This window comes from Bacillus sp. FJAT-27251, from assembly GCF_001273925.1.
GTDB lineage: Bacteria > Bacillota > Bacilli > Bacillales > Cytobacillaceae > Mesobacillus_B.
The window spans coordinates 3,752,507-3,776,451 of the sequence record NZ_LIGG01000001.1 but is presented as its reverse complement, the minus strand read 5'-3'; the positions used below and the strand labels follow the sequence as shown (position 1 = coordinate 3,776,451).

The window sequence follows — 23,945 nt, the reverse complement described above, 5'->3', positions numbered from 1 at the left end:
CGATATGAAGGTCATTCAATCAGTAAGCAATGGCATTTTTAAAATAGAAAAATTATTAGTAATCCTGTTGATTTCATCAATGCTTATCGCAATGATCCTCGATGTTTTATTTCGCTATTTTGTAAAATCCCCCCTGGTTTGGGGACAGGAGGTAGCCCTGTATTCATTTGTCTGGTCAAGCTTTATCGGCGCTAGCATGAGCATTAAAGTAAAAGAGGCAGTAGCTGTTACTCTTTTTGTACAAAAAATGAAGTCTAATTTGAAGAATGCGATGATTTTGCTCGGATTGCTGGCTTCTACGACATTTATCATCTTTTTCTTTTATCAATCGCTCGTTTGGATCTTGAATCCCAGTATTCTGCTGCAAAAATCAGTTACAACACAAACCCCGATGATTTATATGTATCTATGCATTCCGACAAGTCTTTTATTTATGTCGATCCATTTTATCAATTGGTTACTAGAGGCTTTACGGATTGCCAAAAGCGGGAAGGTGATTGATTGAATGACACTGACTCTCATAATATTCGCTTTATTGCTTGTAGTTAGAGTGCCGATAGCCATTGTTCTGGGGATAGCAGGTATTGTGCTTTTAATTGTAAGCGGCAATACTACAATGCTGCTTAACGGACCTCAGAGATTATTTTCTTCTTTGGAAAGCTATGGCTTATTGGCGATTCCTTTATTTATGCTGGCCGGGGAAATAATGAATACAGGTGGAATTACAAAACGCCTGATTGATTTCGCCCAAAAGTTTGTTGGCCATTATAGAGGCGGTCTGGCATATGTGAATATAATAGCCAATACATTTTTGGCATCCATTATCGGCTCAGCAGCTGCACAAATAGCGATGATGTCGAAAATCATGGTCCCTTCAATGGAGAAGGAAGGCTACAAACGTGAATTTGGGGCCGCTACAACTGCCGCAGCAGGAATGCTGGGACCCATCATTCCGCCTAGTATGCTATTCATTATTTACGGAGCGACTTCCAGCACATCAATCGGAGATATGTTCCTTGCGGGAATATTGCCAGGAATCCTAATCTCCATTGCTTTTATTCTATTAGTTGCCTATATCGGATATAAACAAAGCTTTCCCTCAAGACAAAAGGCCTCATGGGGAGAAAGAGGGAAAGCTTCATTACAGATCATACCAGCATTATTAGTTCCAGGAATTTTGATTTGGGGTATTGTGACCGGTATATTCACTCCTACTGAATCAGCAGGGATTGCCTGCCTCATTGCATTGGTTGTCAGTTTCATTTTTTATAAGGATATTAACCTAAAACAACTTCCGGAAATTATGGTGAATACGGCAATTTCTACGGCCATTGTGACGATGCTCATTGCAATGGCGAGTGTATTTGGCTGGGCAATGACCTTTGAGAGGGTTCCTCAGACAATCGCGGAATGGATGACGACTATTGCCAATGGACCGTTGATGTTTTTAATCCTTGTAAATATTTTACTATTGCTGTTGGGTATGGTAATTGAGGGAATTGCTTTGATCATCATCCTTACGCCCATTTTTGTCCCGATATTGCCGACATTTGGTATTGATCCGATTCACTTCGGTGTATTAATATGTTTGAACGTTACAATTGGTATTTTGACACCGCCTGTAGGCTCAGGCTTATTTCTGGCAACATCCCTCGGAAAAGTTTCCATTGAGTCGTTCATAAAGGCTATATGGCCGTTTGTCCTGGTTTCAATTATCGTACTATTACTGGTCACATTCATTCCGGCATTGACGTTATGGATACCGTCACTTTCCAAGTAACTTAAAAAGGCCGATTAGCGGTTAGAAGCTAATCGGCCTTTTTGTTTAAAATGATATCCGTGAGAGGATTTACTTACACATGGTCCCGGTCAATTTCCGCCTTCCAGGTCTTATGGAACACTTTTTTCTCTCCCTCGTAAGCCGTCAGCTTGTTCACAAGGTAGAATTTTGCTTCGTCGCTCCACATTTCGCTGTCAGTTTCAAGGGTGATGTTCCAGTCATCCCGGCCAAGGGTCAATTCCCATTCGCAGCGATTGTAGGCGGATAGGGGATCGTTTTCCTTGATGCTCCATGTATTTTTGTTTTTACTGCCATGCCGGATGCCGTTCGAAGGCAAGCGTCGTTCGCCTTCATCCGAAAAATCGGCGAGCGTCCATACACCCTCTATTGGATTATAGCTGATTTCACGGGTGCGCTCTTCTTTACGGAGAATTTCACGTTCCATCACTTGCGCCGTTTCAGGTGCATCGAAATGGCCCCAATCCTGGTCCTCTTCCTGAGGAGTACGGACAGGCAGTTCCATAAATGTATCTTCACCAAAATAAAGCGTCAAATCAACAGGCTTTGGCGATGGCCACGCTGAAGGCCAATAAGTCGGCGAAACAGCAATTTCCAGTTGGTGGCCCGCAGGAATTTCCTGTCCTAGCGAATCCAGTTTCACTTGTACCTTGTATTTCCGGCCAGGCTGCAGTTTTTCCGGATGCTCATGGGAGTTCCGATGCGTCAGGTTCAGCATTCCATAGCTAATCAGCGTTGACTCGCCGGTCGGTGCCTTGTCCATCAGGCGGACCGCAATAAGGGCATTCTCCTGATTTGCTGCCAGTTCAGCATGAAAAACAGGATGTCCAAGCAGCTCAAGCTTTTCTGTTAATGGAGCGGATGTGAACACAACCGCTTTTCCATTCTCAAGCCGCTGGTCTGCCGGCAGGTCGCCTGGCTGGCCGAATGGGCAGAAGACGCCATAGTAAAGCCCATGTTCCTGCACACTTGGGACCAAAATGTCATCACCTGAAGGAACTTCCTTGGTAAGCGACCCATTTGAAGGATACCAGTTTTCGCTGTTGACAAATGGGGAAGGCCAGGAAGGATCGGCGACCCATTTCCCTGGACGCTCTTCATACGTTACGGCAGGACGTTCACTTTCCTGGATGTAGGAAATCAGCTTCGGCTCATCCATGATGCCGGTGTCGATTCCTTTCAGCCAATGATCATACCAGCGCAATGCTTCTTGTAAAAACCCAATTGCCGGTTCAGGAGTGGCCACTTCCGGGTACTCGTGTGCCCAAGGTCCGATGAGCCCTTTGCTTTCTTTAGGAAGATGCTCCAACAGGCGGAAAACCGAATCAGTGTAGCCGTCCTGCCAGCCGCTGGCCGCAAAAACGGGAATCTGGATATCACTGTAATCTTCACAAATGGAACCGTGCTTCCAATACTCATCCCGGCGCTGGTGGCGGACCCATTCCTCGACAAATGGGGGAGTGTTCTCCAGCCGGTCAAGCCAATTCTCCCGCCAGCTGTCGCCGACAATGGCAGGATCCTGCGGCCGGGCATTGTAGGCAAACATCGTCGACGCCCACCACAGCATGTCGGAAGCAAGCAGATTGCCGCCGCGGTAATGGACGTCATCCGCATAACGGTCATCCGTTGAGCAAAGGGTGATGATCGTTTTCAGGGCAGGATGGTTCCGTGCTGCCACTTGCAGGCCGTTGAAGCCGCCCCATGACTTGCCAATCATCCCGACTCCGCCGGTGCTCCATGGCTGTTTGGCAATCCAGCTCAAGACATCGAGCGCGTCGTCCTGCTCTTGTTTTAAATACTCATCCAGTAAAATTCCGTCAGAATCCCCGGCACCGCGAATATCGACTCTGATGCTGGCATAGCCGTGACCCGCAAAGTAGGGGTGACGGACCGAATCCCGAATTGCGGTAAAATCATTTTTACGGTAAGGCAGGTATTCCAGGATGGCTGGAACTGGATTCTCCTCGGCATCAACCGGCAGCCAGATGTGAGCCGCGAGTTTTGCTCCATCCGACATGGGAATCCAGATGTTCTCCAGCTTTTTCACTTTTCGTGGGAATTCTGTTTTTACTCGGCGTTTTCCTGAATCTTTTATATTAAAAACCAATTTTTTCATCCTTTCGTTCACTCATGATGGAAGATGTTTCTTATAGCCGGAATGTTATTTCGCTGCGACGTTCAGGTTCCACAACGTTGATGACGCACTGGGCGACGAGTTCCAGAGTCCGTTTGATGGCTTCTTCTTTTGAATAGCCGCGCCGCCTGTTCATATACGTATTCATCATGCCTTTCCAGACCATTAGAGTGATGTCCGCGATTAATGGGACATTTTCTTCTTTTATAAAACCTTCGGTAACCGCTCCCTGAATGTAAAGCGCACTTCGTTTGGAAAAATCATATTCAATCAGGATGTCATGGAGTTCTTCCGGCACATCCGTTAAATCATGCGTATGCAGTGCATAATAGTCATCAAACAGCTTTTGCGGGGAAGACCCCAGATTGTCCATGAAGATGACAGAGTAGATCTCCGGCTGATCAAAGGAATGCTTGCAGAAGCATTCCCAGGAGTAAAGCCATTTATCTACAATGTTATGGCCTAAATCCATATAAGATGGCAGTTCTTTTACATATTCAGACGTAAATCGCATGGCCGCAAAAAATTTCAAGTGAGAAAGATCCTTAAAGTAGTTGTACGCTGTCGAGGCAGTAAACCCAGCGCGGTCCGCAATCTTGCGAATCGTCATATGTTCAATGCCGTCTTCTTCAATCACATCGGTCGCCGCATCAAGAAAATACCGAAACATGCGCGCACGCTGAAGCTCTTTTCTCTCTTTACTCATTTATTCGCGTCCTCCAATTACTTTTGATTTTGCTTGTTTACATAGATATGAATCTCTTCGTTTTTCTTAAGCCATTTCACTAGCGACACCGCCATTAAAATGTACATCGCCAAAACAGGTACAGAGACGAGAACGGAAGAGGTTTGGACCACGCTAAGGCCGCCAGTCATCGTCAGACTGATCGCCAGCGCCGATAAAAGCACTCCCCATAACAAACGGTGCCAGCGGGCCGGCTGCCCATCGCCGTCCAGCTTTTTCGTGGCGACACTGGCAATGACCAAACTTGCCGAGTCAAGGGACGTTGCCAGAAAGATGAATCCGAGAATCACAAAGAAAATCGAAACAACCATTGGCATTGGCAACGAATTCAGAACGGCAACAATGACAGACGGATCACCTGTAGCAGCCTGAATTTCGGTTAACGCTAATTTACCGCTTAATTGGAGGTCCATCGCATAGCCGCCAAACACTCCAAAATACAGCCAGCTGCCTGCAGAACCCCAAAGCAGCACATGGAATACCAATTCGCGAATCGTACGCCCTTTGGAAATGCGGGCTATGAAAATTCCGGCAAATGGAGCGGTCGCAGCAAACCAAGCCCAATAGAAGACAGTCCAGGCCTGAGGGAATCCGCCTTGTGTGATGGGGTCTGTATAAAGGCTCATCTTAAAGAAGCCATCCATCATCAATCCAAAACTGTTGGTGAAATAAGAGAGTATGAACAAGGTGGGACCGACAAGAATGACAAACAGGACAAGCGCCAGCGCCATGTAGACATTAAAATCACTTAATCTTCGTATTCCTTTATATAACCCAAGGTAGGCACTGGAGCTGAAGATGAACGTCCAGATAATAATAATCACAATATTTAACCATAACGATGGCTGCAGTCCAAACAAATTGCCAAGAACAGCAGAAATCATCGGAACTCCGAGTCCCAAGGAAGTTCCCAGGCCTCCAATCATACTCCAGATCACTAGAATATCAATGGCTTTTCCAAGAAAGCCATCTGCGTGTTTTCCAAGCACACCTCGACAGGCAGAACTGATTTTCAATGAAGGATTTTTAAGCACATGGAAGCTGTATGCCATGACAACGGATGGCAAGGCGTAAAGCGCCCAGGCTGAAATTCCCCAATGAAATAATCCGTACGTTACCGCATACTCCGCCGCTTCGGCACTCTTTGGTTCGATTCCGAACGCCGGACCGGTGTAATAATAAAGCGGTTCAACAATGGACCAGAACATAATGCTGGTTCCCATACTTGTTGTGAACAACATGCCTCCCCAACTGAGCTTGGAAAATTCGGGCTGATCGTTGAGTCCCCCTAGCTTGACCTGGCCATAACGGCCGAACATCAACCATAACAAAAGGATAAATAGCCCAATTGTCAGGAATTCAAACGCCCAGTCCAATTGGAACGTAATGGAAGTCAGCATCCCTGAAAGCACAGGAGCTGCTGATTCCTGGAAAATAACAAGCAATACGGTGACCGCGAGAATTAAGATCAGCGACGGCCAAAAAATCGACTTTTCTAACTTAGAATCATTCATGAAGCTTCACATTCCTCCCAAAATATTTATCTTTATCATCGATGAATACGTTCAAATTATGAACACGTTCATTCGATGAACATGTTCATGTTAACATAATAATCTAATTATGGACAACCCTTATTTGTTAAACTCCTAAACAAAGAGTTGACCTGAAACGCGTTTCATACTTTACACTGAGGGCAACGATAAAGAAAGCGAGGAGAAATTTATGTTTTCGTTGCTAATACTTTGCTTTGCTGTATATGTATCTGCCTTCCTTTGTTTGCATGCTGCTGGGCAATCCGGTGAGGCAGAGCCAATTCAATCATTTGATGATTATTTCAGCTAAAATAAACTCTATACTAATGTAATTGTCAAGGTTGGATCAATGGCAGGAATAGGTGGGTGTCATGGCAAATATCAGAGATTTGGCAAGGATGGCCGGAGTATCAGTTACGACGGTTTCCCGCGTACTAAACAACCATCCATATGTCAGTGAAGAAAAAAGGAAGGCTGTTTTACGGGCAATCGAGGAAAGCGATTACCATAAGAATATTAATGCGGTGCATTTGAGCAGAGGGAAAACCATGCTGATGGGAGTAGTGGTCCCTTACTCGGACCATCCTTATTTTTCAATCATGTTAAATGGAATTGCGAAGCTTGCACTGGATCATAATTATAAATTGGTGCTGATTCAAACCGATTACCGGGAAGACAGGGAGCTTGAAGCCTTGGAGATGCTGAGGGAGAAACAAATCGATTCCTTGATCATTTGCTCCCGTGCCTGCAGTATGGCAACAGTACGCGAATACGCTGGCTATGGGCATATTGTTATATGTGAAAATAGCGAAGGAAGAGACGTTTCAGTCACCTATGTGAATCATTACAGGACCTTCTATACTGCATTAACTTACTTGTATCAGCATGGCCACCGGAAAATTGGTTATTGCATCGGCAGGAGGACAGGGGTGAACAGTTTACAGCGCGAGGCGGCATATAGAGATTTCATCAAAAAATACAGCCTTGGATTCAATGAGGATTATATAATTGGTGATTGCCTATATTTTGAGGATGGCGAAAAGATTGTAAACATGTTGATGGAATTGGCATCCCCTCCAACTGCCCTGCTTGTCACCAGTGACCAGGTCGCCGCCGGCATCGTAACATGCAGCCAAAAACTTGGCATATCCATTCCTGGCGAGCTTGCCCTCATCGGTTTTGATAATCAGCCTATTGCGAAAATGATGGAGATCACCACCGTAGAAATTCCCATTGAGGAAATGGGCAGGAATCTGTTCCTGCAAGCACTAAAGGCAGATAAAAGCAAGATAGAAATGCAGGGAAGGCTGATTGAGAGGGGAACGGTTTAATTCGATTCTTTAGCTGTGTTGATCAGCAGGATTAACGCTCTTTTTGTTGAATTTCTTATCTAAGAAAGATATTTAGTGGCCACCGATATTTTCCATTCCATCATAAAAGGAGAGGTAGCTTTGTCTTTAAAACCAGGGGATGTGATTACATTTGAACGGACCTTCACCGTGGAGGATGTGGAAAGTTTTACAAAGGTTTCTAGTGATGAAGGCATTCACCATGTTACACCTGACGAACAGGGCAGGCTTGTTGTGCAGGGGTTGTTGACAGCGACCTTACCCACAAAAGTGGGCGGCGATTATAACGTATTGGCGCGTACGATGAACTTTGAGTTTTTAAGGCCTGTTTTTACCGGAGACACTATTGTATGTGAGGTAACCATTGATACATACGAGAAACAGGACCAAAATCGGATATCGATTGCCGCTTCTTTTCAATGTACAAACCAGAATATAAAACCAGTTCTGAAAGGGAATTTTGCGGGAGTGATCTTAGCATCCAACGGGTGAATTGGTGAATAACGGACTTTTAAAAGCCAGAAAATCAAAAAGCCTGGGAGTAAACGTTATACAGTTTCACCCAGGGTTTTATCTTTACATGGCAGCCATTCTCATTCCTCACTGATGATCAGCCAGGCCTGCTGGTTAGAAACCTGATCAGGGCCTTGACTGCATGGGATTGGTATCGATCTTTTTTCGTAATGATTCCAAGTTCCCAAATCGGAGGGTCGTGCAAGGGGATGGCTGCGACAGCGTTCTTGTCCATCTTTTCATATATGGATTTTGGCAAAAGGGTAATTCCCAACCGGGCTGTAACCAGTTCCGCAATCAAATCCCACTGAGAGCTTTCATAAGCTATGTTTGGAACGAACCCTGCTTGCTGGCATCGCTTTATGATGAGGTGATGCAAAGCGAATTCACGGTTAAATAATATAAACCTTTCCGCTTTTAATTCCTCCAATGCAATGACCTCTTTTTTGACAAAAGGATGACAGGCACTCGTATAGAGCATGAAATCTTCTTTCCTGAAAGGGGAGGTATTGAACTTTCCCTTTTCTGTCGGAAGGACGACGATTCCAGCGTCAACCTCTCCTTCTTCTACCAAATGTTCAATTCGCTTTGCGCCAAGTTCAATTAGCTTCAGGGACACCTCCGGATATTGTTCTCCAAAACTTTTAGCGATGGAAGGGAAAAACAGCGTCCCAATCAGCGGAGGAATCCCAATCTTAATCGTACCAGTTGGCAAATTCCGAAGATCATCCAGAAGAATCCTAAGTTCATCCGTGGCACTTAATATTTTTATTGCTTGACTGTAAACAATTTCTCCCGCATCGGTCAGTTCCAATTTTCGGGTGGAACGCTCAAATAATTCTACCCCGAGTTCAGCTTCCAGCTTCTTTATGGATTTACTTAATGTTGGCTGGGAAACAAAGGTATGGGCTGCCGCTTTTGTAAAACCCCGATAGTTTACGACTTCATAAAAATAATGCAAATCCTTTAATTCCATCATACCGCCTCATTTATTCAGTTTCAGAATGAATAGTATTCTTTTTATTCATTTTATTTATAATTAAATATCTTGTAAACTTATAAGTAACATAAACTGAATATTTTCAAAAATGAACGCTCCCGAAAGGAGTGTCGTGCTAAAACAATCACTTAATTGTAAGCGCATCCAGATTGAGGATGAATTTTTGGCACAGATAAGGTGTAGCTTCGAGCATTTACCATTTGATTCCGGGAGGGGATATCTATGAAGAAAATTTACAGCAGTTTTGAAGAAGCAGTAAGTGAGATTCAGGATGGAATGACGCTGATGGTCGGAGGTTTTGGGCTGGTAGGGATACCTGAGAATCTGATCAAAGCGCTGCGTGACCGAAATGTCAAAGACTTGACGGTCATATCGAACAACTGCGGGGTCGATGATTGGGGCCTTGGCCTTTTACTAAAAAACAAGCAAATTAAAAAAATGATTTCATCCTATGTTGGTGAAAATAAGGAGTTTGAGAGGCAGGTTCTTAGCAGTGAATTGGAGGTTGAGCTTGTTCCCCAAGGTTCCCTCGCCGAAAAGATCCGTGCCGGCGGGGCAGGAATACCTGCTTTCTACACCCCAGCTGGTGTTGGTACACCGATTGCGGAAGGAAGGGAAACAAGGGAATTCAATGGCAAGGAATATTTGTTGGAAGAAGCTCTTGTTGCCGATGTCAGTTTAATCAGGGCTTGGAAAGCCGATAAAATGGGCAATGTGGTTTATCGGAAAACGGCGCAAAACTTTAATCCAATGATGGCGGCTGCCGGGAAAACCACAATTTGCGAAGTGGAAGAGCTGGTTGAAATTGGTGAGCTGAAACCGGAAGAAATCCATACACCAAGCATTTATGTTCAGGGACTGATTGTTGGAAAGCAAGAAAAACGAATTGAACGTTTAACCGTTAAATCTTAAAGGGATAGGAGGAGAAAAGCAATGGCAGAGAACGTAAGGGTCAAAATTGCTAAAAGAGCAGAGAAGGAAATTTCGGATGGATCATACGTTAACCTGGGGATTGGCATGCCAACCATGGTGGCTAATCACATTTCTGAAAACAAAGCCGTTGTCCTTCAGTCAGAAAATGGCTTGCTGGGAATCGGACCATATCCGAGCGAAGAAGAAGTGGATCCGGATTTGATTAACGCCGGGAAAGAAACGGTAACAGCGATTGCTGGAGCGAGTTATTTCAGCAATGCTGAATCCTTTGCGATGATTCGCGGAGGCCATATTGATGTGGCTATTTTAGGCGGAATGGAAGTGGCCGAAAATGGCGACTTGGCCAATTGGATGATTCCCGGAAAGATGATCAAAGGAATGGGTGGCGCAATGGACCTGGTTCATGGTGCCAAGAAAGTCATTGTCATCATGGAGCATGTCAATAAAGCCGGACAGTCAAAAATTTTGAAAAAGTGCTCGCTGCCGCTGACAGGGCAAAGGGTAGTAAACCGGATTATTACGGACCGTGCCGTAATGGATGTAACTGACAGCGGATTGAAGCTGGTAGAGGTGGCGAAAGGGTATACTGTCCAGGATGTGCTTGATTCCACTGAACCTGAATTGATTGTTCCGGAAGACGTCGCATTGGATGCTTATTAAATAAGTCTATAGGAAAACGGGGTTCCCTAAAGAAGGGGAGCCCCGTTTTTACGTTGTCCTGCAGAATATTTGTAATTTTCTTCTGCCATTCAACATAGGCAACCCATTCCATCACTAGACCCTTAGTGAACCGCGGAAGCCTCTGGCGCCATAGTAGGAGTCTGCGCCGTTGTGATACACGAACACATGCCCGAAGCGGTAATCGCAAAAGAGGGCTCCGCCAAGCTTTCTGATATCCGATGGCGTTTGAATCCAGCTTGATGTTTTCTGATCGAAAGGTCCAAGCTTCTGCAGCTCCCGATATTGTTCCTCTGTCAGGATGTCAATCCCCATGCTGGCTGCCATATCCATCGCGCTGTTTTCCGGTTTGTGTTTTTTTCTCGCTTCCAGCGCTTCACGGTCATAACAAACACTTCTGCGGCCTTTAGGGCTTTCAGCCGAGCAATCATAAAAGATGTATTCATCCATTTGTTGATCATACCCAACAACATCCGGTTCACCGCCCGTGGCCTCCATTTCATCCAGCGACCACAGTTTATCCGGATTTGCCTCAAGTTTTGCCTGGACTTTAGCCCATTCAAGGCCTTCGTGGCGATGCATGTTTTTTTCAAAGCGGGTTTTCAATGCGGTGAGTAATTCATCACGCTGCTCAAGCGACAAACCTGTACTTTTATTCGTCAAAACTGTTTCCTCCTAGTGTTATCTTCATTTGCTAAAGGATATCATACATTTTTGTCTTTAGCTGTACAAGTTCTAATTTCAATTAAAACGTCCTCTAAGTTTCTCTTATTTCACTATGTGCTAAATACACACTTAAAAAATTTATCCTCGTCCTTTATTTTTTCCTAAATATATAATTTTTTACTCGTACTATGCAGTTAAGACAAGGAAATTGAAAAGGCAAGCCTTTCTATAAGAAATAACCCGCCTCAAGCTGCCGCCCATAAATCCCTGGTAGGGGAGAAAGACCGTCAATTTAGGCGAGTTATCCCTTTAAAAGCGATGATGATTATCTATAGTGAGTTTCTTTCCATAACCGCAAAGTAATTCTCTTCATTGTCAGCAAAGTTAAATACTCTTCCTGCTGGCATGTTCATGATTTCTCCAACGGTAATATTTTTATTTGCAAGGTCCTGGTGCAATTGGTCGAAGCTTTCGGTAAAGAACATTAGAGAAGGAGTATCAAGGTTTAGTCCTGGAGACATTTTGGCGACAAACTCCTTATCGTGCAGTATTATGCTTGTTTCAGCACCTTCCCGGGGAGCGATCTCGATCCATCTGAATCCCTGGCCGCTATTTTCCTCAGAAATGACTACAAATCCTAATTTTTCTCTCCAAAACTTTACTGCCTCATCCTGGTTGTGAACATACAACATAATCTGGCCGACTCTACTAAACACATTCATCCACTCCTTAATTTAACAACTTCTTCATTACTATTCATCGCTGGAAGCAAAAATCCTTCATACCCTTATAATGAATTCACGAATAGCAGGTAATTCACTTGTTGCCAATACCAAGAAAAATTAACCATATCCTATTCCTTAATCGTAATTTTCCGGTTTTTAAATGATCCTGAATGTTCCAGGGTGATATGAACTTCCATTGACTTTATGCTGTCTTCACGAAGCAACGTATCCTGATCTTTTAGCTTTTGCCAATCTTTATGATATTTTCTGTAAAGCTGGTGCTCAAGGTTTAGAAAATCTATATTATGCTCCAACCCTAACTGGTACAATTCCCTCACCTGGGAGATGATCCCCTTTTTGACGAATTGTTCCATCGCTTCCACATTCATCGTGCTGTTCCTCATCCGATTGCTCACAATCCCGTTCGCAAAATAGGAAATGGTGAAACGGAACGACCCATCTTGTTTTACAGGAAGGATTTTAACACTTTGATCTTCAAGGACCGTAAGAAAATCCGGCTCTTTTTCATTTGGAAGCAGGAGAGAAGCACGGACCGTTTCCGGAGTCAACCAACGTATCCCTTTTAATTGCTCATATGGAAAATGCCCTTTGTATTCCAAGTTCTTTAGGAAAAACGCCCCGTCAATCGATAATTTTGCTTCATTCTTTTTGTTTTTCTTCCATTGGAGGTCATTTACTGCAAGCGAAGGAATATAAGTGGTTTGGCCAGGCTCAAAGATTTCGCGTGCAAATTGATTTAACTTTTTTGGCTTGATGGTTGAGCTTTGTTCGTACACACCCATTGGGCTCTGGAGAAGGGTGTCCAATGAACCTTGATTAAAAAAACCAGGAGTAGTGAGAATGTCGGCCATTGAATCTTTTGTCCCAAAGATCCATGGTGTTGGCCGGAATTCATAATAACGCGTCAAACCATCAAAAACATTGCCAAGTCCCTTATTCAGGATATTTTCGCTCAAAACAATGGCCGTCACATTTGCCCAAACAATTCGTTCCTGTGCGGTATGATAGGCTTTAAAAAACGCATCAATAAACGTTGCGCCACTGGTCTCTGAAACATAAACTTCAGGCGGAGCTTTTTCGCCGCTTTCCCTTTTTGCAACGGAGGATAGTCCCAGCATTTGAATATAAATATAATATTTACCATCCCGATAATCGACCCCGATGGCATTCGCAAAGTTTTGTCTTTCGATTTCAACTACGTCAATGTCACAGCCTGCCATAAAGAACAGACAAAATATTATCATAGAGGAAATGCCCATCATTGATTTTCGCTTCATTCTAATTTCTCCGTTTCCGAATGAATGAAATTCCGAATTTTTTTCGATTAAAGGGGTTCACAAATAAAGCAGCTAAATATTCCTTGAATGAGAGCGAGGCAATGGGTTCGAGATACGCTATTTTAAAGGATTCCAAATTCGAAAGATAAATGAGAATGCTCAAGAATGCAATGAAAACACCGTATACTCCTAAAAGAATGGAAAGTAATAGTGTATAAAGGCGGAGGATGCTTACTGTTCCGACAAGCGACTGGTTCACTAGTGTATAGCTTGCCACCGCTGTTAAAGCAATGATGACGATCATCGTTGGCGAAGCAAGTCCTGCCCGAATTGCCGCATCGCCGATAATAATACCTCCGACAATTGAAACCGTCTGCCCCAGAAAAGTCGGCATGCGGACTCCTGCTTCTCTTAACAGCTCAAACAGCGTAAGGATAAAAATCGCTTCAAGACCAATCGGCAGCGGCAATCCTTCACGAGAGACAACGACCGTTGCCAATAAGGCAAACGGCAATTGGTCTATGTTGACAGAAGCCAGCGATACCCAAAATCCCGGCAGGAAAATAGCGGTCACCAAGCCAACGATCCTGATAAAACGTCCGAATATAACAAAATAATAAGGAAAATGGACATCTTCAGGCGACTTAATCAGCTCAAAGATATTGACTGGCCCAATCAATACGGAGGGGGACCCATTCACAATCAAGATAAATCGTCCACGAAGCATGCTTTCAATGACAAAGTCAGGTCTTGTTACATAGTCGACCAATGGAAACAGTGAGAACGAGCGATCAGAAATCCATTGCTCCAATTGGCCGCTGCTGACAACACTTTCGCCCTGAAAGTCCTTCATTCGCTTTTTTATTTCCTTAATTATGGTTTTATTGGCCTTATCATGTAAATAAAGCAACGATACTTCTGTTTCACTCAATGTACCCAAAGTAAAGGAGTCGCAATAAAGCTGTTCGGACTTCAATCTTTTGCGAATCAAGGAGATGTTCACATTCATCTCCTCGGTAAAGCTATCTTTCGGCCCCTTGATTGAAACCTCCGTATTGGATTCTTGCGGATTTCGCTGGGGAACCTTGCTTACATCAAACACATAAAAACAAGGAGTTCCTTCCTGGAAAACAATGAGCGATCCAGAGAAAACAAGATTCACCATTTCTTTCATTTTTGTAATATGCTGCACAGGCGGGAGGACTTCCAATTGACCTCGTGGTTCTTCATTGCTGATACTAACAATAATTTTATTAAAATACTCATTTAACTGTTTCGAATCCACCATCCCTTTGCAATAGAAAGCTTGAAGGGCTTTGTCCTTTTCTATAGGGATGAATTCAATATCGGCATAATGACTTAAAAAGCTTTTCAGTTCTGAAGATTTCAACTTTCCTTTTGTTAAAACCTGCTCCAATTGTTCCATGCTCATAGGTTTTGAGTTCCTTTCTTCATTGGCAAGTAGCTGATAACCAATAAGGCCAACGAAATCAATACCCCGCTAATAAAAGCAGCTGGGTAGAAGTATCTTCCAATCAGTGTTTGCACCCAAATATCACTTAGCGGAATTAACGTCAAAGACCCCAAAAGAAGCGATGAGACTACATATACATGCTTCTTTTTAAAAACTTTCGAGCGGCCTTTTACCAAATCGGCAAGCAGGTAAAGACCTAATGAGACACGGATGATTTCCCCGCTTAATAATTGAAATACCGCTAAAAAGTCAACATGGGATATATATTCCCCGAGGGTAATAAGCCGCCATTGTTCAAAAGCAGGAAACCTCATGCCGGCTGCTAAAGCTGGCCCGAATGAAGACAAGGAACCCATCGTAGGTCCCAGAATCAGACCGGACAAAATGGTGATAAGAAAGAAAAGATGGATCATGGTAAATGATTTTTTTAAATGGTGCTGAAGAAGCAAGAGCACAAGTAAATCTGCACTTCCCCCAAGAATGATGACGGTCCCTTTTACAATAGGGGAATAGCCATCTACGAGGACAGGGAACAGATAGGAATAATCTTTTGCTTCCATCGTAGATAAAGCGACGAAAATTCCGAGAATCCAGACAATCGGCAATAGAATCGCCGAAACATAGACAATGGATTTTAACCCGCTATAGGCTGACCAGGCACTGATTAACAGGAAAGGCAGCATCACCACAAAGGATGGAGTCCGCGGCAGAAAATATATATTAATGGATTGCACTAAATCGTAAAAAGAAATCGCACTAATCGCAAAAACATAAGTGAAGAGGAAAAGGGTTAGAACACGGGAAGCAGTAGCGTGCGAACGTGCTTTCACCCAGTCATAAAGGCTTTGGCGCTGATGATTGTTTTTCATAATCAAATGAAGGATAAATCCCCATATTAGCAGGAAAGCATACGCAAACAATACGCATACCCATGCATCCCGCCTTCCGGTTGCAAGCAAATGGGGCATGATCAGCACATGATTGGAAATCCCTATAAAAAGAATGAGAACAAAAAGTAATTGAGTACGAGAGAAAAGCATCACATCACCACCAATCAATACACTGTTGTTAGGCTTTGTTGTTTTTTCCAAATTATGCTTAAACGTGAAAATATTAAGGGATGGAAACTCCGTGTTTTAGAAGAACATAAGAGCAAGGTCAGGAAAAAAGGAAATAAAGAAAGACAGCCAGACGGCTGCCTTTATATTATTGCTTGAATTGATCGGGGTTCTCCCGGGCAAAAGCACCGCCATCCCGGATGGTTTCCTCCAGCGCCTTCTTTGCCAGCTGCTCCATGCTCATTTCCTCGTTGTAATTTGGTTTGCGCGAATAACCTGATCCGAATTCCCCGTTCAATTCCGCACCAGAGCCTGTTTGCTTTGTCATCGTTTTCCTCCTTCCTAATGGTTTTAGTATGTTCCCGTGTAGAAGAAAAAAATCTTGGGCAATTGGGTTATATTGACACTATAATTAGGTTAGATTTGAAAGGGCCAAGAGGGGTCCTATTTTATGAAGAAGGAAGGACTATAATATATAGTAGAAAAAAGGGGGATCAGAGTGGACCACTATGCTAGAAAGCGGCTGGCCGCCTACGCATTCGATTTGCTGATGACGATTGCTGCGTCTTTGTTCTATTCATTCGGCGTTGCCATTATGATGGGGTTTGCAGGAATCTTTTTATCAAAGTCAGAAAATGTTAATACTATTTTTATATGGATGATTCTTCTCTTCTTGCTGCCGGTTTTGCTAGGTACGATGCAGTTCTCCTATGGTGCTTCTTTCAAGGTGAAACAGCGGAAAATCTTCTCCCAACAGGTGGATGTTCTTTTTGACTTTTCCCGCACTCGCGGACAAAAGAGGCATCAGCTAATGGTAAAAGGTTCACAGCCGCAAGCTTTTTTTCACTGGTTCCTGTACAATGGCATCATCAGTATCCTGGTTTATGCCAGTGCGTTAGCCTCTATATACGAAAACTCAGCAAACAATGTATTTAGTTGGTTAACCTGCTTATATGTTGTGGTTTTGCTAGTGAATGTTCTCATCCATTCGGAATCATCTCCACGAAGGTCATTGATTGAAAGGGTGACCGGAACGGAACTAATCGAAATAGAGTGAATATAGGGTTTGTGATGCCGAAGACGAGACAATATCTTGAGGGGTGAAGGAGTATGAAGCATCAGAACCGTCCCGATGCACCAAAATTGAAAGATCAGGTTAGGGTAGTGTTTGACCAGCTTGCACCTGTTTATGAGCACTCAACCGATACAACCAGTTTGTACAATAGTGAGTACGAGAGGCCAGCGATGATGAAACATGTACCTTCCAGCCTGAGTAACAAGACTGTTCTGGATGCTGGCTGTGCTGCCGGCTGGTACTCGGAGCAATTATTAGGCCGGGGAGCCAAGGTTGTAGCAATTGATACCAGCCCGGAAATGGTTGCATCGGCTGAAAGGCGGGTAGGCGGCGGAGCGGAAGTTCTTAGGCTCGATCTCGAAGGAACCATGCCATTTCACGATCATTCCTTCGACTTTATCTTAAGCTCTCTTACTCTTCATTATTTGAAAAGCTGGAACAGGACATTTTAAGAATTCCAGAGAATATTAACACCTGATGGAAGCTTTTTGTTCTCCGTGCATCATCCAATATCAGATGTGGCTTTAATGGAACACTCCTGTTATTTTGAAACCGAACTGATCGTCGGCCAGTAGAAAAAGGAAGACAAGGTTTATGAAGTGCCTTTTTATCGGAGACCTCTCAAGGAAGTGATCAATACAACCATGAATTATTTTACGATAGAAGAAATCATTGAACCTGTACCAACAGCTACTTTCAAAAAAGAGTCTCCAGAAGGGTATGAGCGGTTAATGAAAAGCCCGCAGTTCCTTATCATAAGAGCCAAAAATAAACAGATTGAAAAGAGGTAGAATAAATTGATCGCAGTAACAGGCAGTTTAAACATGGACTTGGTCACCACAGTGGACCGGTTTCCGAAGAAGGGTGAAACGCTTCAGGGAAGCGCGTTTGCGACCATTTTTGGCGGGAAGGGGGCGAACCAGGCTGTGGCGGCAGCCCGGCTGGAAAGGGAAGTTCATATGATCGGCCGTGTCGGGGATGATGCTTTTGGATCTGAATATCTTGGCCATTTAAAACAGGAAGGCATTCATTGCGAAAATGTGAAAATGGTAAAATCAGTGCCAACGGGAACAGCCTTGATTACGGTTGCGGAACGAGACAATACGATTGTKATCGTGTCAGGGGCAAATGACCATATGACTGGTGAAGAAGCAGAAGAGGCACGCCCCGTGCTGGAAAGCTGTAACGTCCTCCTTGTTCAGCTGGAAATTCCGTTTTCCGGAGTGGAGAAGGCGATGCAGATTGCGAAGAAGGCAGGGAGCATTATTATTTTGAATCCGGCGCCCTATGCGGAATGGCCGGACCATTGGTGGCAGCTTGTCGATTATGTGACTCCGAATGAGCATGAAGCGGCGGCCATGAGGAACAGCGCCCATTTTAGGCAGGAATACGAACAGAAGCTTATTGTTACCGAGGGATCTAAGGGAGCGTCTTATTTTGAAGATGGCAAAAGAAGATTGGTGCCTGCTCCAACTGTGGAGGTTAAGGATACGACGGGTGCTGGCGACACTTTTAACGGGGTATTTGCTGCGGGATTGGATGAAGGGATGTCAATCGGGGAGGCGGTGGAACGTGCAGTATTAGCAGCAAGCTTGTCTGTAACAGCCTTTGGAGCCCAATCTGGAATGCCAACAAAAGGGCAGCTGGACGAATTTCCTGGATGATTTTTTTAAACGAAAGGGGCGCTAGCAGGGTATGTATGAATTAAAAACAAAAGAAACAGACCGCAGTGTTATCGAGTTCATCGAGAGTGTCGATCATCCCAAAAAGCGCGAAGATGCCTACAAGCTGCTTGATATTTTCACCGAGACGACTGGCTATGAAGCAAAAATGTGGGGACCCAGCATTATTGGATTCGGTTCGTACCATTATAAATACGCATCCGGTCACGAAGGGGACGCTCCTCTTGTTGGCTTTTCACCAAGAAAAGCCAAAATCAGTCTGTATTTCGCCACAGGCGATAATAAGCGGGAACAACTGTTGGAGAAATTCGGGAAGCATACGAGCGGAAAAGCCTGCGTGTACATAAATAAAGTGGCAGATATAGACGTAGGTGTTTTAAAGGAACTGATTGCCCAATCGATTCAATTCTTGAGAGAAACATATCCCGATGGGGAATGAGTAACCCGGCCAAGGGGCATCTTCAAGACCCAAAATATCTAGAACTTCCAAAAAAAGCTCTGAGACGAGGTTTCAAAGCAGGTAATATCGCCATGTGAGTAAAAAAGGGCATTGATGAAGCCTATCAGTGCCGAAAACACGAAGGCTGGCGTGTGCTAGCCTTTTTTTATTTAATTTTCCCAACGAACAGAATTGTAAGAAAAAGTGAATCAATTTTCCAGTATAATCATAATTAAAGGGAAAATACAAAGTTACTTAACTTAGTTATTCAGTTATGCCCCTAAGAGAAACAACTTCTTATGATTCTATGAAATTAACTATATTGATAATCTAAGAATACAACCCAAAGTGAGGGCAGCAGGCATGATGATTCGTAAACTAAAAATAAATGAAGAGCCTCCAATGGATTTGTTGTTACTGGCGGATCCTTCCCGGAAACTCGTCGAGGAATATATTAATCGGGGAGAATGCTTTGTAGCCGAAGGTAATGGGAAAATCATAGGGGTCTATGTACTGCTGCCGACCAGGCCGGGTACAGTGGAGTTGGTGAACATAGCGGTGGAGGAGGAGCAGCATGGTAAAGGCTTGGGAAAAAGACTTGTAATGGATGCCATAAAAGAAGCTAAGGAAAGAGGTTATAAAACCATCGAAATTGGCACGGGAAATTCCAGCATTGGACAATTAGCTTTATACCAGAAATGCGGATTTAGAATGATTGGAGTTGACAGGGATTTTTTTACTAGGCATTACCCTGAAAAAATCGTTGAAAATGGAATCCAATGCAGAGACATGATTCGATTATCACAAGACTTATAAAGTGAAGGGGAAAGACAATGGATTTCAATATTAGAAAAGCGGTTCTATCTGATGCAAAAGGTGTTGCTAAAGTCCACGTTGACAGTTGGAAAACAACATATACAAATATTGTTCCTGACGACTATTTATCAAATTTAACGTACGAAAGTCGTGAACAGTTATGGTTGAATATCATTCCCAATGGCGGTGTATATGTAGCAGAAAATAGGGATGGAAAGCTTATAGGATTTTCCTCGGGAGGCAAGGAAAGAAGCGGGGACTATAATGGTTTTGACGGGGAGTTATATGCGATTTATCTTTTAATAGAGTATCAGGGGAAGGGCGTTGGAAAAGCACTTTTTAAACCCATCATAGAAGAGATTAGGGAACTCGGGTTAAACTCAATGCTTGTATTTGTCCTGGAAGACAATCCTGCTTGTCTATTTTACGAAAATCTTGGCGGCAGAAAAATCGATACTGTTGAAGTAGATATTGCAGGGAAAAAACTTTCCGAATCTGTGTATGGCTGGGATGATATAGGGCATTTGATATAACTTCAGTTGGATAATCTGGCAGCAGTTTTCTTTCAAAAGGCAGCAATTTAGCAGTATTTTATGCAGGAGGGGAACCAATGTGGAGATAAGACTAGCTGAAGCAAAAGATATTAGTCAGCTCATTAAAATGAGATGGGATTTCACAATTGAATACGATGAGAGTAAGAGTTGTGCATCATTCGATGAGTTTGAAAAGGAATGCCAGTCATTTTTGGAAAACGCGAGTGCGAGTGGTCAATGGTTCATTTGGGTTGCGGAAGAAAGCGGAAAAATTTTATCACATATATACATAGAATTAATTAATAAAGTACCACGACCCGGGAGAATAACCCATCCATTTGCCTATATGACGAATGTCTATATAATGCCGGAATTTCGAAATCGGGGAATCGGAAGCAAGATGCTAAAAAGGATCAACTCTTGGATTAAAGAAAACAATTATGAATTTGTGATTGTGTGGCCAAGTGAGGAGTCGATTCATTTTTATCAGAAAAACGGATACGTTCATTGTACAGAGCCCATGGAATATTTCCCTTCCTGAATGAAAAAAGCTATGCCAATACCCGCTGCCTGCCCTGGCAGATTTTTTTGATCTGTATAAATATTCATACAAAAATTGGAAAATTCTGCTTATAATTAGAGGTAAAGAGAGTTAAGGGGGAGCGGAATGTATATAGGATTGGGTATTATTTTATCAATTTTCATTTTTATTTCGGTTATCAAAGCCGTTTCTAACAGAAACTGGACGCTAATATCGTCTACATACGGCCATGAGGAATACTATAAGGTGATTGGAAAATTAAAGACTGAGGGGGTTAGATTCAAGGTGGACACTCCCCACAGGGGTTATGATCATCGAGTTGACCGTTTTATGGATAATACGCAATACGATATCTATGTAAAAAAAGGACACGAACACCTAGCCTATAAAGCAATGCAAAAAAGAAGCTAACTATTTCCATAGTTCACAGAGAAGAAAAAGGTTGGGAAGGTGGGTTAATTGGCTGCGGAGAGAGACAAAATGATTTCTGAATTAAAGAAGATTGTTGTTCCTGAGCTAAGGATGAGTGGATTTAAAGGTTCGTTCCCTCATTTTCGCAGAATTAAAAAGGACAAAATTGATTTGATGACTTACCCAATTGATGATGGTCAATGGTTTAGGTACGATGGCGAAAATGTATCAGAAAACAGATATCAAAGTGTTGCGGCTGAAGTATTAGACCATCTTTACCAGGCTGAAGAATATTGGGAACATGAAAATTACATAAGTTAGGTTGTATCTATAATCTCCACCTTTTTTCATGTATAGTGGAGGAAGAGACTGGAAAGTATTTTTGGAGGTGGAGATTCCAATGAGCGGAATTATTTTGAGTACGGAGAGCGGTGCGGATTTACCGGCAGACTTGGCTGATGAATTAAATGTGCAAGTGGTGCCGATGCACGTCATCATGAACGGGCAGGATTATTTGGATGGTACATTGCCTGTAGAAAATATTTTTGAGCATTATAACCAAACAAAAAAAATTCCCTCAACCAGCGCGACCAATGTTCATGAATATCAAGAGTTCTTTACGAAGATAAAGGAAGATTTCCCGGGCTGCAGTATTGTTCACGTAGGGTATACCTCAAAAGCATCGTCTTCTTTCCAAAATGCGGTTATCGCTTCGGAGGAAATGGATAATATTTTCCTTATCGACGCCTTAAATGTCACAGGCGGCTTAGGTGCCATTGTGATGTACGCTGCTGACCTGCTGGAGAAGAATCCGGAAATTGAGCCGCGCTCCCTGGTGGAAAAAATCGAAGCGGTCGTTCATAAATCGAGGCTTGCTTTCGTTCCAGGCAGCTTGGAATTCTTGCGGGCTGGCGGGCGAGTGAGCAACCTTGCCTACCTTGGCGGTGCCCTGCTTAAAATAAAGCCCCGCATTGAATTGAAGGACGGCAAGCTGGTGTCCACCAAGAAATACCGCGGGAATATGGAAAGCATTTCAGAGAAGCTTTTTCGCGAATATTTGAGTGATTATGAAATTGATCGAAAACAGCTGTATTTAATTTACTCTGTCGGATTGGATGAAGAGATTAAAAACAGAATGGAAGAAATTGCGAAAGAGAATCATTTCGAAAATATAAAATGGATTGAAGCGGGCGCGATGATTTCTTCACATGCCGGACCGGGAGGATTTGGTGTTGCAGGCTTGGAGGTTTAAGTGCAGGAAAACTTACAGGAAAGGAAAAAGCAAATAGCCGTTGGACAACTACATAAAGACTTGCAGCTTGTTTGACCGGTAATGTCTATTCGGAAAGAAGTGAACCAGATTGAAAACGATTGAAAAGAATTCTTCTGCCTATCTTCTGCTTGTTCTTGCCAATGCCATTTGGGGCGGGAATTTCGTCATTGGCCGGTTGGGGGCAGAGTATTTTCCGCCAATCACCTTTTCGCTGCTGAGGTGGGGTGTGGCTTTTTTATTGCTTACGCCGTTTCTGGCGAAGCCATTGATGAGGGACTTTAGGGTTTTGTGGAAACATCGATTTATTCTCCTTTTGTTAAGCGTGACAGGAGTAGCCGGGTATAACACGATCATTTATTTTTCGCTGCATTTCACGACTTCCATCAATGCGTCGCTGGTCAATTCCGTGACTCCATTGTTTATTGGTGTCTTTTCCTTTTTTATGATAAAAGAAAGGCTCTCGGGATGGCAGGCGGCAGGCATGATTTTATCGGTCATCGGAATTGTCTTTATTCTTTCAAAAGGATCATGGGAAGCCTTGCAGGCATTCAGGTTCAACCCGGGAGATTTGTTTGTTTTGGTGGCTGTAGTCAGCTGGAGCATTTATTCGATTGTAATTAAGAAATACTCGAAGATTTTGCCCGCTTTTACCACATTATATGTGACATCCTTTGTTGGAATCCTCATTTTGCTGCCATTAAGCCTTCTCGAATTGAGTCTGGGAGAGGCTGGGGTTGTTTTTAACAGAGAAAGCCTCCTCATCTTGGGTTATGTCGGCTGCTTTGCTTCCATTGTGGCATTCCTTTCCTGGAATAGTGGCGTTTCAAAAATAGGAGCTGCCAAGTCCGGCATCTTTATCAATCTGCTGCCGGTGTTCGCCACACTGTTTGCTACTCTTTTTGCAGGAGAAGAATTTTTATGGTACCAAATGGCCGGGGGAGTCATTGTTCTCATTGGAGTTGTCTTGTCTTCACACAAAAAGGAGGCATCTGAAAAGAACGGAAGAATCCCGCTTTCTGTCGCGAAGTAGGATATGATGGTACAAAAGTTTTTTCCATTATTTAGTTAATAAAGACCCTGAACCCTCCCTAAATGAATTATAATGAAATAGAACATGAGAACCGTCCCCTTGCATCAAATACCGATTGAGGAGGGAGTATAGGTGGCCTTTTTGAGCTTGATTGGCGATATTTTTGCGGCGATTGCGGCTTCCTTGATTAAAAAAGATAAAGCGAAAAAATAAGATGTTATTTAAAGGGGGATGATCAA

Annotated in this window: 27 protein-coding genes; 17 read left to right on the top strand and 10 right to left on the bottom strand. The window is 43.4% G+C overall.

Annotated elements, in window-relative coordinates; translation table 11 throughout:
- The first annotated feature begins 4 nt into the window (after positions 1 to 4).
- Entirely contained in the window at positions 5 to 505 is a 501-nt protein-coding gene (locus ADU22_RS17745; RefSeq protein ID WP_053363354.1) for a TRAP transporter small permease, read from the top strand.
- Entirely contained in the window at positions 506 to 1,780 is a 1,275-nt protein-coding gene (locus ADU22_RS17740; protein WP_053363353.1) for a TRAP transporter large permease, read from the top strand.
- A gap of 73 nt (positions 1,781 to 1,853) precedes the next feature.
- Here the strand turns inward: ADU22_RS17740 and ADU22_RS17735 are convergent, their stop codons facing one another.
- From ADU22_RS17735 to ADU22_RS17725, 3 genes are read right to left on the bottom strand one after another with little or no spacing between them, the layout of a single operon-like run.
- Positions 1,854 to 3,905 (bottom strand): CocE/NonD family hydrolase, encoded by a 2,052-nt coding sequence (locus ADU22_RS17735; RefSeq protein WP_197280141.1) that lies wholly within the window; start codon positions 3,903 to 3,905, stop codon positions 1,854 to 1,856.
- 40 nt (positions 3,906 to 3,945) lie between these two features.
- On the bottom strand, positions 3,946 to 4,638 hold the full coding sequence (locus ADU22_RS17730; protein WP_053363351.1) for a TetR/AcrR family transcriptional regulator: 693 nt from the start codon (positions 4,636 to 4,638) through the stop codon (positions 3,946 to 3,948).
- A 17-nt stretch (positions 4,639 to 4,655) separates the two neighbouring features.
- On the bottom strand, positions 4,656 to 6,191 hold the full coding sequence (locus ADU22_RS17725; RefSeq protein WP_053363350.1) for a BCCT family transporter: 1,536 nt from the start codon (positions 6,189 to 6,191) through the stop codon (positions 4,656 to 4,658).
- 392 nt (positions 6,192 to 6,583) lie between these two features.
- Here ADU22_RS17725 and ADU22_RS17720 point away from each other — a divergent pair, with 392 nt between their 5' ends.
- A complete protein-coding gene (locus ADU22_RS17720) occupies positions 6,584 to 7,543 on the top strand; it encodes a LacI family DNA-binding transcriptional regulator (RefSeq protein WP_053363349.1) in 960 nt (319 codons plus the stop codon).
- Between the two features lie 120 nt (positions 7,544 to 7,663).
- A complete protein-coding gene (locus ADU22_RS17715) occupies positions 7,664 to 8,053 on the top strand; it encodes a hotdog family protein (RefSeq protein WP_053363348.1) in 390 nt (129 codons plus the stop codon).
- A 118-nt stretch (positions 8,054 to 8,171) separates the two neighbouring features.
- Here ADU22_RS17715 and ADU22_RS17710 read toward each other — a convergent pair whose 3' ends face one another.
- Positions 8,172 to 9,050: a LysR family transcriptional regulator gene (locus ADU22_RS17710; RefSeq protein WP_053363347.1), complete on the bottom strand. Its 879-nt coding sequence runs from the start codon at positions 9,048 to 9,050 to the stop codon at positions 8,172 to 8,174.
- 246 nt (positions 9,051 to 9,296) lie between these two features.
- Here ADU22_RS17710 and ADU22_RS17705 point away from each other — a divergent pair, with 246 nt between their 5' ends.
- Entirely contained in the window at positions 9,297 to 9,986 is a 690-nt protein-coding gene (locus ADU22_RS17705; protein ID WP_053363346.1) for a CoA transferase subunit A, read from the top strand.
- Between the two features lie 21 nt (positions 9,987 to 10,007).
- Positions 10,008 to 10,667, top strand: coding sequence for a 3-oxoacid CoA-transferase subunit B (locus ADU22_RS17700; protein ID WP_053363345.1), 660 nt, complete (start codon positions 10,008 to 10,010; stop codon positions 10,665 to 10,667).
- A gap of 114 nt (positions 10,668 to 10,781) precedes the next feature.
- Here ADU22_RS17700 and ADU22_RS17695 read toward each other — a convergent pair whose 3' ends face one another.
- The 6 genes from ADU22_RS17695 to ADU22_RS17670 all read right to left on the bottom strand — a co-directional run bounded on the left by ADU22_RS17695 (position 10,782) and on the right by ADU22_RS17670 (position 16,234).
- A complete protein-coding gene (locus tag ADU22_RS17695) occupies positions 10,782 to 11,348 on the bottom strand; it encodes a DUF4256 domain-containing protein (protein ID WP_053363344.1) in 567 nt (188 codons plus the stop codon).
- A gap of 332 nt (positions 11,349 to 11,680) precedes the next feature.
- Positions 11,681 to 12,067 (bottom strand): VOC family protein, encoded by a 387-nt coding sequence (locus ADU22_RS17690; protein WP_082252903.1) that lies wholly within the window; start codon positions 12,065 to 12,067, stop codon positions 11,681 to 11,683.
- A gap of 137 nt (positions 12,068 to 12,204) precedes the next feature.
- On the bottom strand, positions 12,205 to 13,374 hold the full coding sequence (locus ADU22_RS17685; protein WP_053363342.1) for a Ger(x)C family spore germination protein: 1,170 nt from the start codon (positions 13,372 to 13,374) through the stop codon (positions 12,205 to 12,207).
- A 1-nt stretch (position 13,375) separates the two neighbouring features.
- On the bottom strand, positions 13,376 to 14,806 hold the full coding sequence (locus tag ADU22_RS17680) for a spore germination protein (protein WP_053363341.1): 1,431 nt from the start codon (positions 14,804 to 14,806) through the stop codon (positions 13,376 to 13,378).
- Complete coding sequence (locus tag ADU22_RS17675) at positions 14,803 to 15,888, bottom strand: endospore germination permease (protein ID WP_053363340.1); 1,086 nt, start codon at positions 15,886 to 15,888, stop codon at positions 14,803 to 14,805. Before ADU22_RS17675 ends, ADU22_RS17680 begins: the two co-directional genes overlap by 4 nt.
- Before the next feature lie 166 nt (positions 15,889 to 16,054).
- A complete protein-coding gene (locus ADU22_RS17670) occupies positions 16,055 to 16,234 on the bottom strand; it encodes a hypothetical protein (RefSeq protein ID WP_053363339.1) in 180 nt (59 codons plus the stop codon).
- 171 nt (positions 16,235 to 16,405) lie between these two features.
- Here ADU22_RS17670 and ADU22_RS17665 point away from each other — a divergent pair, with 171 nt between their 5' ends.
- The 11 genes from ADU22_RS17665 to ADU22_RS17615 all read left to right on the top strand — a co-directional run bounded on the left by ADU22_RS17665 (position 16,406) and on the right by ADU22_RS17615 (position 23,706).
- A complete protein-coding gene (locus ADU22_RS17665; protein WP_053363338.1) occupies positions 16,406 to 16,963 on the top strand; it encodes a hypothetical protein in 558 nt (185 codons plus the stop codon).
- A 53-nt stretch (positions 16,964 to 17,016) separates the two neighbouring features.
- Positions 17,017 to 17,433, top strand: coding sequence for a class I SAM-dependent methyltransferase (locus tag ADU22_RS25550; protein WP_353611391.1), 417 nt, complete (start codon positions 17,017 to 17,019; stop codon positions 17,431 to 17,433).
- A 345-nt stretch (positions 17,434 to 17,778) separates the two neighbouring features.
- Entirely contained in the window at positions 17,779 to 18,645 is an 867-nt protein-coding gene (gene rbsK, locus ADU22_RS17655) for a ribokinase (RefSeq protein WP_082252902.1), read from the top strand.
- A gap of 31 nt (positions 18,646 to 18,676) precedes the next feature.
- Positions 18,677 to 19,102 (top strand): DUF1801 domain-containing protein, encoded by a 426-nt coding sequence (locus tag ADU22_RS17650; RefSeq protein ID WP_053363337.1) that lies wholly within the window; start codon positions 18,677 to 18,679, stop codon positions 19,100 to 19,102.
- Positions 19,103 to 19,465: 363 nt separating this feature from the next.
- A complete protein-coding gene (locus ADU22_RS17645; RefSeq protein ID WP_053363336.1) occupies positions 19,466 to 19,918 on the top strand; it encodes a GNAT family N-acetyltransferase in 453 nt (150 codons plus the stop codon).
- 17 nt (positions 19,919 to 19,935) lie between these two features.
- Entirely contained in the window at positions 19,936 to 20,451 is a 516-nt protein-coding gene (locus ADU22_RS17640) for a GNAT family N-acetyltransferase (protein ID WP_053363335.1), read from the top strand.
- 79 nt (positions 20,452 to 20,530) lie between these two features.
- Positions 20,531 to 20,992: a GNAT family N-acetyltransferase gene (locus ADU22_RS17635; RefSeq protein WP_053363334.1), complete on the top strand. Its 462-nt coding sequence runs from the start codon at positions 20,531 to 20,533 to the stop codon at positions 20,990 to 20,992.
- 126 nt (positions 20,993 to 21,118) lie between these two features.
- Complete coding sequence (locus ADU22_RS17630; protein ID WP_053363333.1) at positions 21,119 to 21,403, top strand: hypothetical protein; 285 nt, start codon at positions 21,119 to 21,121, stop codon at positions 21,401 to 21,403.
- 48 nt (positions 21,404 to 21,451) lie between these two features.
- Entirely contained in the window at positions 21,452 to 21,724 is a 273-nt protein-coding gene (locus tag ADU22_RS17625) for a DUF4304 domain-containing protein (protein ID WP_053363332.1), read from the top strand.
- 79 nt (positions 21,725 to 21,803) lie between these two features.
- A complete protein-coding gene (locus ADU22_RS17620; protein WP_053363331.1) occupies positions 21,804 to 22,655 on the top strand; it encodes a DegV family protein in 852 nt (283 codons plus the stop codon).
- Between the two features lie 109 nt (positions 22,656 to 22,764).
- Positions 22,765 to 23,706 (top strand): DMT family transporter, encoded by a 942-nt coding sequence (locus ADU22_RS17615; RefSeq protein ID WP_156324388.1) that lies wholly within the window; start codon positions 22,765 to 22,767, stop codon positions 23,704 to 23,706.
- Positions 23,707 to 23,945: the final 239 nt, after the last annotated feature.

What these genes read in the sequence shown, in the direction of transcription:
- ADU22_RS17745 (WP_053363354.1), top strand. Translation starts at nt 5, where the DNA reads ATGAAGGTCATTCAATCAGTAAGCAATGGCATTTTTAAAATAGAAAAA.
- ADU22_RS17740 (WP_053363353.1), top strand. Translation starts at nt 506, where the DNA reads ATGACACTGACTCTCATAATATTCGCTTTATTGCTTGTAGTTAGAGTG.
- ADU22_RS17730 (WP_053363351.1), bottom strand. Translation starts at nt 4,638, where the DNA reads ATGAGTAAAGAGAGAAAAGAGCTTCAGCGTGCGCGCATGTTTCGGTAT.
- ADU22_RS17725 (WP_053363350.1), bottom strand. Translation starts at nt 6,191, where the DNA reads ATGAATGATTCTAAGTTAGAAAAGTCGATTTTTTGGCCGTCGCTGATC.
- ADU22_RS17720 (WP_053363349.1), top strand. Translation starts at nt 6,584, where the DNA reads ATGGCAAATATCAGAGATTTGGCAAGGATGGCCGGAGTATCAGTTACG.
- ADU22_RS17710 (WP_053363347.1), bottom strand. Translation starts at nt 9,050, where the DNA reads ATGGAATTAAAGGATTTGCATTATTTTTATGAAGTCGTAAACTATCGG.
- ADU22_RS17705 (WP_053363346.1), top strand. Translation starts at nt 9,297, where the DNA reads ATGAAGAAAATTTACAGCAGTTTTGAAGAAGCAGTAAGTGAGATTCAG.
- ADU22_RS17700 (WP_053363345.1), top strand. Translation starts at nt 10,008, where the DNA reads ATGGCAGAGAACGTAAGGGTCAAAATTGCTAAAAGAGCAGAGAAGGAA.
- ADU22_RS17685 (WP_053363342.1), bottom strand. Translation starts at nt 13,374, where the DNA reads ATGAAGCGAAAATCAATGATGGGCATTTCCTCTATGATAATATTTTGT.
- ADU22_RS17680 (WP_053363341.1), bottom strand. Translation starts at nt 14,806, where the DNA reads ATGAGCATGGAACAATTGGAGCAGGTTTTAACAAAAGGAAAGTTGAAA.
- ADU22_RS17675 (WP_053363340.1), bottom strand. Translation starts at nt 15,888, where the DNA reads ATGCTTTTCTCTCGTACTCAATTACTTTTTGTTCTCATTCTTTTTATA.
- ADU22_RS17670 (WP_053363339.1), bottom strand. Translation starts at nt 16,234, where the DNA reads ATGACAAAGCAAACAGGCTCTGGTGCGGAATTGAACGGGGAATTCGGA.
- ADU22_RS25550 (WP_353611391.1), top strand. Translation starts at nt 17,017, where the DNA reads ATGAAGCATCAGAACCGTCCCGATGCACCAAAATTGAAAGATCAGGTT.
- ADU22_RS17650 (WP_053363337.1), top strand. Translation starts at nt 18,677, where the DNA reads ATGTATGAATTAAAAACAAAAGAAACAGACCGCAGTGTTATCGAGTTC.
- ADU22_RS17645 (WP_053363336.1), top strand. Translation starts at nt 19,466, where the DNA reads ATGATGATTCGTAAACTAAAAATAAATGAAGAGCCTCCAATGGATTTG.
- ADU22_RS17640 (WP_053363335.1), top strand. Translation starts at nt 19,936, where the DNA reads ATGGATTTCAATATTAGAAAAGCGGTTCTATCTGATGCAAAAGGTGTT.
- ADU22_RS17630 (WP_053363333.1), top strand. Translation starts at nt 21,119, where the DNA reads ATGTATATAGGATTGGGTATTATTTTATCAATTTTCATTTTTATTTCG.
- ADU22_RS17620 (WP_053363331.1), top strand. Translation starts at nt 21,804, where the DNA reads ATGAGCGGAATTATTTTGAGTACGGAGAGCGGTGCGGATTTACCGGCA.